This window comes from Streptomyces sp. NPDC002232 (assembly GCF_042890295.1).
Lineage (GTDB): Bacteria > Actinomycetota > Actinomycetes > Streptomycetales > Streptomycetaceae > Streptomyces.
This window is the reverse complement of record NZ_JBIARV010000003.1, coordinates 373,625-387,024: the sequence shown is the minus strand read 5'-3', so window position 1 is coordinate 387,024 and position 13,400 is coordinate 373,625. Positions and strand designations below refer to the sequence as shown.

General features: G+C 73.1%; 12 protein-coding genes. 2 read left to right on the top strand and 10 right to left on the bottom strand.

The annotated features are described in order from the left end of the window. Positions 1–9 precede the first annotated feature (9 nt). The 3 genes from ACFYXU_RS14410 to ACFYXU_RS14400 all read right to left on the bottom strand — a co-directional run bounded on the left by ACFYXU_RS14410 (position 10) and on the right by ACFYXU_RS14400 (position 3,204). Entirely contained in the window at positions 10–1,653 is a 1,644-nt protein-coding gene (locus tag ACFYXU_RS14410) for a long-chain fatty acid--CoA ligase (protein ID WP_389457834.1), read from the bottom strand. A 253-nt stretch (positions 1,654–1,906) separates the two neighbouring features. Then, entirely contained in the window at positions 1,907–2,455 is a 549-nt protein-coding gene (locus ACFYXU_RS14405; RefSeq protein WP_361401692.1) for a hypothetical protein, read from the bottom strand. Between the two features lie 206 nt (positions 2,456–2,661). Continuing rightward, the gene (locus tag ACFYXU_RS14400; protein WP_384571514.1) at positions 2,662–3,204 is read right to left on the bottom strand and encodes a hypothetical protein; all 543 of its coding nucleotides are present in this window, start codon (positions 3,202–3,204) and stop codon (positions 2,662–2,664) included. Between the two features lie 322 nt (positions 3,205–3,526). Here ACFYXU_RS14400 and ACFYXU_RS14395 point away from each other — a divergent pair, with 322 nt between their 5' ends. Continuing rightward, positions 3,527–4,090: a DUF1707 domain-containing protein gene (locus tag ACFYXU_RS14395; RefSeq protein ID WP_389457832.1), complete on the top strand. Its 564-nt coding sequence runs from the start codon at positions 3,527–3,529 to the stop codon at positions 4,088–4,090. 98 nt (positions 4,091–4,188) lie between these two features. Then, complete coding sequence (locus tag ACFYXU_RS14390) at positions 4,189–4,464, top strand: hypothetical protein (RefSeq protein ID WP_389457830.1); 276 nt, start codon at positions 4,189–4,191, stop codon at positions 4,462–4,464. 17 nt (positions 4,465–4,481) lie between these two features. Here ACFYXU_RS14390 and ACFYXU_RS14385 read toward each other — a convergent pair whose 3' ends face one another. The 7 genes from ACFYXU_RS14385 to ACFYXU_RS14355 all read right to left on the bottom strand — a co-directional run bounded on the left by ACFYXU_RS14385 (position 4,482) and on the right by ACFYXU_RS14355 (position 13,385). Continuing rightward, positions 4,482–5,342, bottom strand: a complete 861-nt coding sequence (locus ACFYXU_RS14385; protein WP_389457828.1) for a DUF3592 domain-containing protein — start codon at positions 5,340–5,342, stop codon at positions 4,482–4,484. Positions 5,343–5,366: 24 nt separating this feature from the next. After that, positions 5,367–6,458, bottom strand: coding sequence for a hypothetical protein (locus ACFYXU_RS14380; RefSeq protein ID WP_389457826.1), 1,092 nt, complete (start codon positions 6,456–6,458; stop codon positions 5,367–5,369). Positions 6,459–6,551: 93 nt separating this feature from the next. Further along, entirely contained in the window at positions 6,552–8,006 is a 1,455-nt protein-coding gene (locus ACFYXU_RS14375) for a carboxylesterase/lipase family protein (protein WP_389457824.1), read from the bottom strand. Next, a complete protein-coding gene (locus ACFYXU_RS14370) occupies positions 8,003–9,028 on the bottom strand; it encodes an alpha/beta fold hydrolase (RefSeq protein ID WP_389457822.1) in 1,026 nt (341 codons plus the stop codon). Before ACFYXU_RS14370 ends, ACFYXU_RS14375 begins: the two co-directional genes overlap by 4 nt. Positions 9,029–9,041: 13 nt before the next feature. After that, on the bottom strand, positions 9,042–10,301 hold the full coding sequence (locus ACFYXU_RS14365; protein WP_389457820.1) for an esterase/lipase family protein: 1,260 nt from the start codon (positions 10,299–10,301) through the stop codon (positions 9,042–9,044). Positions 10,302–10,572: 271 nt separating this feature from the next. Beyond that, positions 10,573–11,145: a hypothetical protein gene (locus tag ACFYXU_RS14360; RefSeq protein ID WP_376517033.1), complete on the bottom strand. Its 573-nt coding sequence runs from the start codon at positions 11,143–11,145 to the stop codon at positions 10,573–10,575. Beyond that, positions 11,145–13,385: a DUF6571 family protein gene (locus ACFYXU_RS14355; RefSeq protein WP_389406517.1), complete on the bottom strand. Its 2,241-nt coding sequence runs from the start codon at positions 13,383–13,385 to the stop codon at positions 11,145–11,147. Before ACFYXU_RS14355 ends, ACFYXU_RS14360 begins: the two co-directional genes overlap by 1 nt. Positions 13,386–13,400 lie beyond the last annotated feature (15 nt).

Below are 13,400 nucleotides of genomic sequence, written 5' to 3'. Positions count from 1 at the left end.
CGCGTGCGCTCAGCTCCGCGCGGCGCCCGGCTCCCAGACGTCCAGTGCGCCGTCCCCGTACAGGCTCCTGACGGCCCGCTTGTCGTACTTGCCGACGCTGGTCTTGGGCACGGCGTCCAGGAAGGACCAGCGCTCCGGGATCCACCAGCGCGCGACGCGTCCGCCGAGGAACGCCCGCAGTTCGTCGCCGTCGACGTCGGCTCCGGGCACCAGCGACACGCAGGCCAGGGGGCGTTCCTCCCAGCGGGGGTCGGGGACGCCGACGACGACCGCCTCCAGGACGGCGGGATGCTCGATGATCGCGTTCTCCAGCTCGATGGTGGAGATCCACTCGCCGCCGCTCTTGATGCCGTCCTTGAGCCGGTCGCTCACGACCACCCAGCCGCCGGGTTCGATCACGCCGAGGTCGCCGGTGCGCAGCCAGCCGTCGTGGAACTTCTCCGGGGACTCCTCGGTGTGGAGGTACGAGCCGGTGACCCAGGGGCCGCGCAGCTCCAGCTCGCCCACCGAGGTGCCGTCCCACGGCTGTTCGGTGCCGTCGTCCGCGATGAGCCGCACCTCCACGAAGGGCATCACGCGGCCGCTCTTGGCGAGCCACTGGACCTCCTCCTCGTCGGGGGTGCCGTGCGGCGGGACGGCGAAGGTGGCGAGCGGGCTGGTCTCGGTCAGCCCCCAGCCCTGCTTCAGGCGGACGCCGTAGCGCTCTTTGAGCCGGGCGAGCAGGGCGCGCGGCGGGGTGGCGCCGCCGCACCCCGCGAGCCGTACGGCACCGAGGTCGAGCGGGTGCTCCTCGCCGTGGTGGACCAGGCTGTTCCAGATGGTGCAGATCGCGGCGACCGCGGTGGGCCGCTCCTCGTTGATGACGCGGGCCAGGTCCGGGGTGTGCAGCTGCCGGCCGTTCATGATCAGGTCGGAGCCGGCCAGCCAGGCGGCGTAGGGCCAGCCCCAGGCGTTGGCGTGGAACATGGGTACGACCGGCAGGACGCGGTCGCCGTCGTGCATGGCGAATCCTGCGCCGGCGGAGACGCCGAGCGTGTGGAGGACGATGGAACGGTGGCTGTAGGCGACGCCCTTGGGACGGCCGGTGGTACCGGTGGTGTAGCAGAGCGCCGCCGCCTCGCGCTCGCCGAGGTCGGGCCAGTCGTAGCCGGGCGGCTCGGCGGCCAGGAGCGCGTCCCAGCGGTGCACGGCGAGGTGCGCGGGCAGGTCCGGCTCCGGCGCGTCGCCGATGACGACCACGTGGCGCACGCCGTCGAGCCGGTCGCGCAGCGGGACGAGCAGGTCCAGGAGGGTCGCGTCGACCAGGAGGACGGTGTCCTCGGCGTGTTCGACGATGTATCCCAACTGGTCGGGATGGAGGCGCAGGTTGAGCGTGTGCAGCACCGCGCCCATGCTCGGCACGGCGAGGTAGGCCACCAGGTGCTCGGGGGTGTTCCAGGCGAGGGTGGCGACCCGCTCCCCCGGCTGCACGCCGAGCCGGGCGAGGGCGGAGGCGAGCTGTTCGGCCTGGCGGGCGATGTCGGCGAAGGTCTGTAAGGACCGTGCGGTCGGTCCGTCGGCACATCGGACCACCGTGCTGTCCCCGTAGACGCGTTGACCGTGCGTGAGGATGTCGCGGACGAGCAGTTCGCGGTCCTGCATGGTGCTCTTCATGATGCGGCCCCTTGGAGGTGCGCGGTGGGATGGGAAGGCACTGCGGGGGTGCTTCGCGCGCGGTGGAACGCCGAAGCCGGCCCCGTACGGCGGAGCCGGCTCTGGAGGAGGGTGGCGGGGACGGAGCGGCCCCTTTGTGGGGGCGCTCCGTCAACGTCCGTGGCGGAGCTCCGTCAAGGTCCGTGGCGGCGCTCCGGCACCCCGTGCGGCGGTGCCCCGTCACCCCCTTGTCGCGGTCCGGTCGTCGGCCGGATCAGCCCGTGTACTTGATGTCGCCGAGCAGCGCGTTGCTGACGTGGTCGTGGTCCAGGAGGTTGACGCGGGCGTTCATCTTGCCGCTGCCGATCACGAAGGCGTAGTTGCCGGTGCCCCCGGTGATCTTGAAGGTCCCGGACGGGTAGACCAGGGTGGCCGAGGTGAGCGGCGCGGTGAGCGCGTAGCTGATGGTGAGTTGGTCGCCGTCGGCCTCGACCATCGTGGCCGTGCCCTTGATGTCGTACTTTCCGGGGATCGTGGCGGTGCACACGACCTCGTCCTGGGTCCAGGTGGCGCTGGTGACGGGCTTACCGACGGAGGTGCCCTTCCCGGTCACCTTGTAGCCGTTGCAGCCCACGGTGTCGGGGTGCGTGGTCGCGACCACCGCGAAGTTGCTGGTGATGTTGACCGTCGGTTCGTACACCGGCGCGGGGATCGGCACGTGGTCGGCGGCGAAGGTGACGCCGGCCGTCCCCCCGGTGACGAGTGCCGTCGCGGCGATGACGCCCGCTATGCGCGCGGACCAGTGGCGGACCATTCTTCCCATGTTCTCCCCCGTACGTGTCGGATGCCCAACTCAGCCCGATCGACGGACTGTTGGGGACAAGCTTCCCCGATCGGGACCTCTCCCGTCGAGGCGTTCGCAGCATGGGCGTTGCGGACGGGGGCCGGGCCGGCCCTGTCGGGGACGGGGCCGGCCCGGGGCGACGGGTGCGGACGGGCGCCGTCACCCGCGCCCGAGGTGGAGCGGGGTCAGATCTGCCAGCGGAAGCCCATGGTGCCGTCCAGGTTGGCGCTGACGTGCGCCTTGTCGAGCAGGTTGACCGAGGCGTTCATCTTGCCGCCGCCGACGGCCTCGTCGAAGCTGCCGGTGCCGCCGGTGATCGTGAACGTGCCGGTGGGGTACACCAGCGTGTCCTCGTTCAGCGGCGCGCTGAGGTGGTAGGTGAAGAAGAGCTGGTCACCGTCGGCCTCGGTGATCGTCACCGACCCGTTGATGTCCCACTTGCCGGGGACGGTGGCGGTACACGCGTCCTCCTTCTGCGACCAGGTGCCGCCGCCGGTGATCCGGTTGCCGGAGACGGTCCCCGAACCGACCACCTTGTATCCGTTGCAGCCCGTCGCGTCGGGGTGCGTGGTCGTGACCACGCCGTAGTTCCCGAGACCGGTGAACGCGCTGGCCCCGGGCGGGGTCGTCGCCGCGTTCGAGACGCCGGTCGTGCCGCCGACGACCAGGGCCGCGCCGGCCATCACACCCGCTATGCGCGCCGAACGACGCTGAGCCATCTTTGCCATGTGGATCCCCCCGCATGTGTCAGTTCTTGACGAACTCGACCCGCCTACCGGGCCGTTGACGACATTTTCCATGATCGGGTGGTCCTCCGTCGAGGAATTCCGGCCAGAGTTTCCGGAACCCGGTGATCGGTTTCCGGTATCCGGAAGCCTCTGTTCCATGTCGGCGCCGGACCGCGGGACCGTATGCGTGCCGACGGAGGCGGCCGTACGTGACCGGCAGGGCGAGGATCCTCTTCGCTATCCTCGCCGACGAGCGGTACGTCCGGCGCCACCGCACCGCACTCTCCTCTGTCTCGCGCCGCCCCCTCGAAGGACTGACGCCATGCCTCCGAACGAACCGGACGTCCTCGTCTCGGACCATGAGCGGTCCGAGGCCGAGGAGCGCCTGCGGGCCGGGGTCGGGAGCGGGCGGCTGCCGCTGGCGGACCTGTCGGCCCGGCTCGACGCGGTGCACGCCGCGCGCACCCGGGGTGAGCTGGAGGAGGCCTGTCGCGGCCTCCCCGTCCCCGGCCCTCGGGACGCGCTCGTGGTGGACCTGCCGCCGAGCTCGCGCGGCTTCGTCGCCGGCGTCTTCGGCGCCTTCCACCGCCGGGGCGCCTGGGTGGTCCCGCCCAGGCTGACGGTCTGGTCGATGTGGGGCGGCGGCAGGATCGACCTCACGGAGGCCCGGTTCAGCAGCCAGGAGACCGAGATCCGGGCCGTCGCCCTGTGGGGCGGCACCAGGATCGTCGTGCCGGAGGACATCGACGTCGAGGTGCGGGGCCTCGGGCTCTTCGGCGTCTTCGGCAGGCGCGCCGCCCGGCGGACCGGGAAGGCGGGGGCGCCCCGCGTCGTGATCAGGGGCCTCGCGCTGTTCGGCGCCGTCGTCACCCGCACCGGAACGTAGGCCGGCCCCGGCCGGAGATGGGTGCCCGCACGGATGGACGGCGCTCCGGGGATCAGCGAGGCTTCCGGTGATCCCCGAGCACCAGGAAGTCGACCGTCATGCTGTTCGCCGTCGCCGCCTTCGGCATCGCGCTCTTCGCCGTCACCCTGTGGTGCGCGGTCGTCGTCCTCCGCATGGAGGACCTGCCCCGGTGGCGCCGGGCCTTCCCCCTCGCCTGCCTCCTCCTCTCCTGCTCGGCCAGCGCGCTCCGCGCCGTCGACGTCCCCGAGGTGGCGGCAGCCGTCGCCTTCCCGCTCAACCTCGCGGCCGTCATCGTGGCGCTGTCGGAGATCCGCGCCGCCCGGCGCCGCCGCGCGACCCCGGCACGCGGCTGAGCCGGACGCAACGACGTTCACATCAGGGCCGCTCCCACGACGGCCGTCGCCGACACGGCGATCAGGGTCAGGACGTTGAGCACCATCTCCCACCTCCATCCGCGGCGCTCGGCCTCGGCGTCCAGCGTGAAGACGGCCGGGTCGTCCGGCGCGTACCGGATCGTGACGTCCCGCCCGTACGAGCCCGCCGGGTCCGGCAGGCCCGTCTCGCAGTAGGCGGTGACCGCCACGCCCTCGCGGGTGGTGAAGGAGACGACGGGCACCACGGTCGTGGAGGTGTGGCCGTCGTCGTCGGTGCTGACCCTCCGGAGCACGGCGACGACCCGCCCGGGCGCGGTGGACAGGGACTCCAGCGTGTCGATGCGGCGCCGTGCCCGGCGCAGGTTGCCCGGCAGGTGGTACGCGCCGGAGACCGCCCACGGCCCGCCGAACCCGAACAGGGCCCAGGGCCAGCCCCGTTCGATCGCGGCGACGACCACCGCGCCCGCGTACACGAGGAACACGGCGAAGTTCGGCCATCCCAGCCCGCGACCGGGCCCGTCCGGGTCCGTGGTGAGGCGGTAGGCGTGCGGCCGGCCGCGCGGGTAGCGGACGCCGATCTCCCGGCCGGTCCACGCCGTGGTGATCCGCCCGGCGCGTTCGCCGTCGTCGGTGACGGTGAACTCCTCCCCGGTGTCCGGGTCGTGGAAGGTGACGACCACGGGAATCCCGTCGCTCGGGGAGCTGCCGTGGCGCGGCTCGCGGACCCGCTCGATCCGGCCCACGGCCGTGACCGTCCGCTGGGCGCGGGTCCTCCCGGCCAGCGAACGTCCGTACCCGATCAGCGCGAGCGCGCCGAACACCCCGCACCACAGCGCGAGGTACCCGTGCAGGCCCATGCGTCCTCCTCCCGTCCCCGCGGCTCACCGTGCCGGTGTGCGCCGCACCACCCTGCCCTGTCCGTCGGCCTCCAGCGAGGCCGGTCCCTCGGGTCCGGTGACGGCGACCCGGAGGACGAGGGAGCCGGTGAGCCGGTCGGCGGTGAGCTGCCAGGCCGTCCCGGAGGAGACGCCGAGCGTGGTCCGCGCCTGCCCGACCAGGTCCGGGATCCGCTCGAACGGCAGGGACCGCGGGTCGAAGCGGGGGCCGCGCGCGCCGGAGGGGGCATACACCACCGCGACCAGGTGCTCCTGCACGACCACGGTCAGCGCCTCGCGTGGCGCCCCTCCCCCGGTGAGGCGGTCGACGGCCCGGCGCAGCTCACCCTCGTCGAGGAACGACCGGCCGGCGCCGAGGCCGACGCTGCCCGAGGCCTCCGACACGGTCACGGTCCACGAGGCGGAGGAGGAGACGGAGGGCTCCGGGCCGGCCGGCGGGAGCGCGGTGGCGTCCCCGAACAGCTCCGCGCGGAAGAGCAGGACCACGGCGGTCGCGCCGAGCAGCAGACCGCAGAGGGTGACGAAGCCGGCGGCGGCGCTCTCCGGGGGCGCGCCCACCACGGGCGCCCCGGGCGCGGGGTCGAGGCGGGCACCGGCCGCGCGCTCCTCCCACTGGGGCGTCGGCCGCCTCACGATCCTCGCCCGCCACGGCCGGTCCGCCGGGTAGGCGACCACGACGACGCCGCCCGGCCGGTGGTCGGGGAGGTCGACGACGTGGATGTCCTGGGTGACCGTCACGCGGAACGGCGGCGCGTCCTCCGGCGCGACGGCGAGCTCGAACCGCACCGGCACGTCGGTGGTCTCGCCCACGACGGCCGTCCGGTCCACGATCAGCGCGAGGGCCGCCGTGGGCACGACGGCCGCCTCACGCGCGCGGCGCGGCGCCCCGGCGAGGAGGTGGAGCAGCCCGTACGCGACGGGGACGGCCAGGCCCGTGACGAACAGCGGCACGCTCTCGACGACCGTGCCGACGACGAGCGCCGCGGGCGACATCCCGACCACCCCACCGGTCAGGAACGCCCGGGCCAGGGCGGCCGTCCGACGGGCTGCGGACGGCCGTGCCGTGGTGATCGCCATACGGTCGATTGTGCCGGGCGGCGGTCCCCAACGACAGGCCCGCGAGCGGGACTTCGCCGACCCGATCCCGTCCGCCCGCGCCCGGCGGCCCGCTCAGCGGACCCCCTCCCAGAGGAGCCGTTCGCGGGCCCGCGGGTCCTCGACGGGTCCGGAACCGTCCCCGGTGAAGGTCATCGTGGCGCGGTGCGTCCGGTCGTACGCCTGCCAGCCGGGACGGCCCGTCTTCGCGAAGGACACCCAGGCCCCGTGCACGGCGTCCGCGAGGGACTGCGGCGGGTCGGACCCGAGCAGCGGGGCGTACGACGGGTCGTGGAGGCGGTCGAAGACGAAGGGGAGTTCGAGGGCGTGGCAGGCGCCGAGCGTGCCGCCGAACCGGGGCGAGCGCCAGGCGAACTCGTACAGGTACGAGCCGGGTACGGACTCGGCCAGGCGGACGGCGGGGATCCGGTAGAACCAGTCCGTGGCCACGGCGTCGAGCAGTTCGCCGGGGGTCGCGTCCGGGCGGGCGGCCCGGTAGACGGCGAGGGCTCCGGCCGGGTCGAGGCCGTAGGCCGCGGTCAGGGCGCGGAGCGAGGACTCGGGAAGGACGGCGAGGCGTTCCGTCGGGACGAGGAAGAGCCGGTACTCCTCGCGGTTGCTGCCGATCAGGAGGTCGACGCCGCTGTCCGGGCCCGGGAGGGCCAGGTCCTCCAGGACCGGCTCGAACGGCATCATGTTGAGCGCGGCCTCGCCCCAGCGCGCCGGGTCCGGATCGGCCCCCACCTCGGCCCGCAACTGAAGCTGGGCGGGCAGGAGTTCGTCCAGAGGCACGCCGTCGAAGGCCTCCGGGGTCGGCTCGATCCCCAGCTTCTCCGCCAGCCGGGCCGCGACGAGCTCCGCCGACGGCGGCCGCAGGAAGTGGTGGCAGGCGCCGCTCTGGAGGATCGCCCGGTGGAACAGCCCCCGGGCCCCCCCGGCGGTGAGCAGGGCGCCGATGCTCATCGCGCCCGCCGACTCGCCGAAGACCGTGACCCGGCCGGGGTCGCCGCCGAAGGAGGCGATGTTGTCCCGGACCCAGCGGAGCGCGGCGATCTGGTCGAGCAGGCCCCGGTTGTCGGGGCGGCCCGGCAGGCGCAGGAAACCGTCGGCCCCGAGACGGTAGTTGAGCGTGACGCAGACGACGCCGTCCCGGGCGAAGGCGCTCCCGTCGTACGCGGAGGCCGAACCCGAGCCGTTGGTGAAGGCACCGCCGTGCACCCACACCAGGACGGGCAGGCCGGCGCCCGGTTCGGGGGCCGGGGTCCACACGCCGAGGTTCAGACACTCCTCCCCCGGGACGACGGCGTCGGGGATGAGGGCGTCGAAGGGCGGGGCGTAGGGCGCGTGCGGCGCCGTCGGTCCGTGGGCCGTGGCGTCGCGCACCCCGGTCCACGGCTCCGGCGGTGCGGGCGCCCGGAAGCGTCGCGCGCCGAACGGCGCGGCGGCGTAGGGGATTCCGAGGAAGGAGGTCACGCCGTCGGGGGAGGTCCGGCCGCGGACCTCCCCCTGCCGGGTGCGGCACACCGTCATGCGGACAGGACCTCAAGCAGTGCCTTGCCGAACTCCTCGGGGCGTTCGAGGTGGACGGAGTGGCCCGCGCCCGGCACGGCGACCTCCCGCACCGCGCCGCCGGCCGCCGCGTAGCGGTCCAGGACGTGCCGGGTCTGCGCGATCATCGGCTGCGCCGGGGTGCCGTCCCAGCCCGGCACGGCGCCGATCGAGCCGAGGTGCGCCAGGTCGAACATCGACGTGTCGGAGACGATGATGTCGTCCTCGCCGCGGATCCACAGCACCGGCGGCCTGGGGTCGACGAGGTGCAGGTCGTCGACCCGGAAGTGGGTCGGCGCCATGCTGTTGAGCACCCCGCGCGTGCCGGGCGCGATGCCGGGCCAGGCGCTGGACGGCCTGCTGTCGCCCGGGTAGTGGTCGTCGCCGAGGCGGGTGGCGAGCATGGACTCGACGTACGCGTCCTCGTCCGCGAGGCGCAGCGGCGGCTTCACGTAGCAGGAGGTCAGGACGGAGCGCGGGGAGGTCCGGGAGTCCTCGCCGCGGTCGCCCTCGGCGAGCCGCCGGACGAAGTCGGGGTTGGCGGTGCCGCCGCCCGATCCGGCCCCGTCCTCGGAGTTGAGGGTTCCGTCGATCCCGTGCGTGCCGCCGAAGCCGTACGGGGAGACCGGGCTGACCAGGGTGGCGGAGAGCACCGCGGCCGGGTGGTCGCGGAGGTACTGGAGGACCACGCCGCCGCCCATGGACCAGCCGACGAGGTGGGCCCGTTCGACGCCGAGGGCCGTGAGCAGGGCGGCGAGGTCGTCGGCGTGGTCGCGCAGGCCGCGGGTGGCGTCGACGGGGAGCGGGTCGGTGCCGCCGAAGCCGCGCAGGTCGACGGCGAGGGGGCGGTACCGGTCGGGCAGGGTGCCGAGGGTGCTGTGCCAGAAGGCGGAGGAGGAGACGTTGCCGTGGACGAAGACGACGGCTTCGCCCTCGGTCCGGGCCTCGGTGATCTGCTGGGTGAGTCGGGCGGTGGTGACGCGGCGGGTGCGCAGGGTGGTCATGTTCTCGGGTCCTTCAGGAGAGCCAGGTGGCGACCTGGGCTGCGGCGGTACTGTTCCAGCCCAGTTCGAGGTGGTTGGCGGTCGCGACGGTGGCCTTGCCTCCGACGGTGGGGATGCCGGTGGCGTCGAGCGCGCTGGAGACGAAGACGACTCCGTCGCTGGGGCCGCGGTTCTCGTTGAAGATGCCCACGATGTCGGCGGATCCACCGGCGAGCAGGTAGGTGGTGACGGAGGCGGGGACGCCGGCGGCGCGCAGCGGGGCGATGAGCGATCCGGCGTCGACGGCGGCCTGGATGCCGGTGCCGGCCGTGTTGAGGCCCTGGCCGCCGTAGTAGGTGGTGTACCAGTCCTGGGCGGCGCCGTCGACGCCGTACACCCCGTCCCAGCGGGCCAGCATCTGGCGCTGGCCCGGGTAGTTGTCCTGTCCGCCGGCGGGGGTCATGGAGAGTTCGGGGTGCGCGGTGTAGGTGCCGTAGCAGGTCATGTGGGTGTGCGGGGAGGGTGCGTTGACCTTGCCCCCGCACTCCGGCCAGAGGGAGAAGTCGTGGGCCCAGCCGTGGGCGTAGGGGTAGTCGTAGCCGCCGTTCGGGCCGCCGAGGGTGATCAGCCGGCGGACGTCACCGGCGTAGGCGCGGCCCCAGGCGGGCTTCAGGGACGACACGTACGCGCGGGTCGACATCTGGCCCTTGCTCCAGCCGACGAGGTCGACCTTGTCGACGCCGAGCCTGGCCTTGAGGACGGCGATCGCGTCGCCGACGATCTGGGCCTGCATCAGGTTGTCGCCCTGCTTGTGCGCGAAGCCGACGGCGAAGACGCGGTGGCCGCGCCCGGAGAGGTACTGCATGAGGCCGGTGGAGGGGCAGGTGGCGGCTCCGCAGCCGTAGCCGCCCGATTCGCCGGGGTTGGCCCAGGCGCGGTCGGCGGTGTCGTTCGCCCCGTGGACGAGGAGGACGGGCGTGGTGCGGCTGCCGGTGTTCCAGCCGGGGGCGGAGTAGAGCAGGAAGCGGCCCGAGGAGGGCCGGGAGACGCCGCCGAAGTACGTGACGCGCTTGCCGTCCTGGTCGCCCTGGCCGTCGGCGGGGAAGCCCTCCGTGCGGAATCCGGTGGTCGTGTCGGCGTAGCGCTCGACCTTCTCCCAGCCGTTGGTGACGGTCCCCGCTCCGTAGGTCGCCTCCAGGGTGCGGTACGGGGGCGCCGTCGCGCCGCTCGCGGTGGCGGGCGCCGTGAGCACGCCGGCGGCGACGAGGCCCAGCACCGCGGCCGTCCGGGCCACGCGCTGTCTCCACCCGCTCCTCGGACTGCGTCCCTCGGCCATGGTCCGGCTCCCCCGCTCGTGCGCTCGCGGCGCGTCCGTCCGGTGCCCGTCCCGGCACCGGGTCCGCACACGGTAGGCGGCCCCGGGCACCGGGGGCATGGGGCGGCACCACACACCGGGGGCCGTGCGCATGGTGGCCGGGCTCGGGACGGTGTCCCGGACGCCCCTGGGGAGTGTGTCGACCATCAGGCCGGGCTCGCGACGCCTGGTCCGATCGACAAGGCACCCCCTACGCCTCGCAGCCGTACTTCTTCGCGAGATTGGCCGCGGCTTCCCGTACGACGGCCGCGCTGTTACGAAGGGCGGTGTTCCGGTCGACGAGGCCCTTCTCCTCCTCCTGCGAGGGCGCCTTGAGCGTGACGGTCAGGTAGGGGGCGGTCGAGCCCAGGCGGGCGGCGCAGCCCGCGGGCAGGGTCGCCTCGGCCTCCTCCGGCAGCGCCCAGCCCTTGAATCCGGGGCCGAGGGGGACGGAGTCCTTCCTGGGGCCGGAGTCGTGCCGCTGGTCGGCGACGATCAGCTGGAAGATCCCCCGGGGGGACGCGCTGTCCGGGTCGGCGCGTTGCACCTGGCACGTCCTGAACACCGCGTAGTCGCTGCTGCCGCCCTTGCTCTCCCACTCCTCCGCGCTGACTTCGCCGCCCCTGCCGTCGTCGATCAGCTCCGCCGTCGTCCGGCTGAGCGCGCCCTGGCACAGGCTCTGCGGGAGCGGCGGCTTCGGGTCGTCGGGCCAGAGGCTCGCCGTCACGACGGCCGCTGCGGCGGCGCCGAGGACGAGGGTCAGCGGCAGCCACTTCTTGTCCATCAGTAGCGCTCGCCCATCTTCATGTCCGCGTCCTTGATCCCGTTCTGGTACCACTGCTGGGCGGTCGGCTGAAGACCGTCCTCGTATTCTCCCGGACTCGCGTCCAGCTCCGAGGGGGCGAGGCCGCGTTCCTTCGCCATCTCGCGCAGCATCGCGTACATCTCGCGCTCGCCGTTGTCGTAGTGGTTGATCATGTTGTTGCGGGTCTCGGCGTCGACCTTGGAGTTCAGGCCGTTCATGTACTCGGCCGTGGCGACGTCGACCGAGCGCTGGAGGGCGTCGCCCGCGAGGGGGATGGCGGTCAGGGGGGCGCCGATGACGTGGTAGTTCATCATCTTGTTCCAGCCGTTGGCGTCCTTCTGTGCCTGGCCGAGGTCGTAGATGACGTCGCCCCGCACGCCGTCGAGGTGGCCGAGCACCGACGAGGACTGCTTGATCCAGGCCCGCAGTTCCGGGTCCTCCTTGCGGTACGAGTCCGCCGGGAAGCGGTCCAGGCCGTCGGCGATCACGGCGGTCTGCGAGGCGTGGATGACACCGAAGGCCTGCGGGTCCTCGGCCGTGGACCGGATGATCCTCGTCAGGGCGCCCCGGTCGACGTCCAGGTTGTTGAAGTCGGTCGGGCCGTCCAGGTTCTTGCCGAGGATCTGGTGCACGTCCGATCCGTAGTCGCCGATCATCTCGCCCATGGCCATGCGCAGGGGGACGGGGACGGCGCTCTGGTTCTTCTTCGTCTCCTCGGCGTACGCGTCGAGCATCCGGTCGAGGATGGCGGTCTGCGCCCCGTCGTGGCGGTGTCCGACCGGGTGCAGCGGGCTGCCCGGTTCCCGGCCGGTGGCCGCGGCGTCGACGGCTGCCGCGAACTCGGCGCGGGCCGAGGTGCGCTGGAGGTCGTCGGGCATCTTGTCCTGGACGTCGGCGCCCGGCCAGTCGCGGTCCTCCATGAAGTACTTGAGGTTGTCCGTGGTGTGCGGGTCGAAGTAGTGGGTCGCGGCGGAGGGGGTGCGGCTCATCGCGTTGAGGAGACCCTTCATCGGGTCTTCCTGCGTGCCCTGCCAGTTCTTCATGAAGCCGTCGTAGGCGTCCTTGTCGTTCGTCTCCCACGCGCGGATGCCGTCGCCGACCTGGGTGAGGAACGCCTCGCTGTAGACCGGGTCGTCCTCGTCCTTGCGGAACGGGCTGTCGTTGCGATCCTTCGGGTCGTACGGCTTGTCCCCCACGTCGGCCGCCATCAGCTTCGTGAGCGTGCTCAGTCCCTCCGCCCCGCCCCCCAGCTGGCCCGGGTGCCGGTTCGGCAGCCCGTTGCCGTCGCGGGCCAGGCCGATGAGCCGGTCGGTCCACGCCGAGGTCGTGCCGCCCGGCGAGCCGATCGGGGAGTCGGGCCCGGTGGCCGTGGCGAGGCTCCCGGAGAACGCCTTGTAGAGGCGGGCGTCCGTCGCCGAGACGGAGCCGTCGCGGCCGCCGTGCTCCATGCTGCCGGCGAGCAGGAGGACCGCTTCCTGGCCTTCGCGGCCGTTGTAGCTGAGACGCGTCATCAGCTCCGCGGAGAAGGCCGGGGAGTTCTTGCCGCCCTCGACGAGCGTGAGCAGCCGCTCGCGGTCCTTGTCGTCGAGGTACTCCCAGCGGGCGTACAGCTTGGCCGCCTCGCGGCCGTTCTCGGTCTGCTGCTTCTCCTCCGCGCGCAGCTTTCCCGCCTCGGCGACCCCGCCGATGTCGGTGCTGCCGAAGTCGTTCGGATGGTTCTTGATCAGGGCGCGCAGGCCCCAGGCGCACAGCTCGTCGGCCTCGGCCGCACGCTGCAGGATGCCTTCGAGCTTCCCGCGCAGCGCGTCGAACTGCGCCTCGGTGGCGACGGGTTCGGTGCTGTTCGCCGGGCGCCGGTCGGGGTGCACGCGGTGGCTGAGGACGCCGTTCGGGTAGATGGTGATGCCCGGCGGCGGATTGTCGTACGTGGCCTTCAGGTCGTCCTGCGCGGACTTGAGCAGGGTGTGGGCGTCCTGGAGGAGGTCCCGCACGGATTCGGCCTCGGTGACGGCGTCGCCGAACTCCTTGGCCGTCTTGGTGACGAACTCCTTGGTCACGGAGGCGTTCTCACCCCGCCAGGTGGACCGGTCCGCCTTGGACGTCATGGCCGAGGCGTCCGTCCGGAGCCGCGTCAGCTTGGAGATCATCTCGGTCCACTGCGTGGCGGCGGTGTCCATGGGGCCGAGCTTGGCGTTCAGAAGCTGTTCGAACGTGGGCATGGCTGGCTCGGCTCC

What these genes read in the sequence shown, in the direction of transcription:
- ACFYXU_RS14410 (WP_389457834.1), bottom strand. Translation starts at nt 1,653, where the DNA reads ATGAAGAGCACCATGCAGGACCGCGAACTGCTCGTCCGCGACATCCTC.
- ACFYXU_RS14405 (WP_361401692.1), bottom strand. Translation starts at nt 2,455, where the DNA reads ATGGGAAGAATGGTCCGCCACTGGTCCGCGCGCATAGCGGGCGTCATC.
- ACFYXU_RS14400 (WP_384571514.1), bottom strand. Translation starts at nt 3,204, where the DNA reads ATGGCAAAGATGGCTCAGCGTCGTTCGGCGCGCATAGCGGGTGTGATG.
- ACFYXU_RS14395 (WP_389457832.1), top strand. Translation starts at nt 3,527, where the DNA reads ATGCCTCCGAACGAACCGGACGTCCTCGTCTCGGACCATGAGCGGTCC.
- ACFYXU_RS14390 (WP_389457830.1), top strand. Translation starts at nt 4,189, where the DNA reads ATGCTGTTCGCCGTCGCCGCCTTCGGCATCGCGCTCTTCGCCGTCACC.
- ACFYXU_RS14385 (WP_389457828.1), bottom strand. Translation starts at nt 5,342, where the DNA reads ATGGGCCTGCACGGGTACCTCGCGCTGTGGTGCGGGGTGTTCGGCGCG.
- ACFYXU_RS14380 (WP_389457826.1), bottom strand. Translation starts at nt 6,458, where the DNA reads ATGGCGATCACCACGGCACGGCCGTCCGCAGCCCGTCGGACGGCCGCC.
- ACFYXU_RS14375 (WP_389457824.1), bottom strand. Translation starts at nt 8,006, where the DNA reads ATGACGGTGTGCCGCACCCGGCAGGGGGAGGTCCGCGGCCGGACCTCC.
- ACFYXU_RS14370 (WP_389457822.1), bottom strand. Translation starts at nt 9,028, where the DNA reads ATGACCACCCTGCGCACCCGCCGCGTCACCACCGCCCGACTCACCCAG.
- ACFYXU_RS14360 (WP_376517033.1), bottom strand. Translation starts at nt 11,145, where the DNA reads ATGGACAAGAAGTGGCTGCCGCTGACCCTCGTCCTCGGCGCCGCCGCA.
- ACFYXU_RS14355 (WP_389406517.1), bottom strand. Translation starts at nt 13,385, where the DNA reads ATGCCCACGTTCGAACAGCTTCTGAACGCCAAGCTCGGCCCCATGGAC.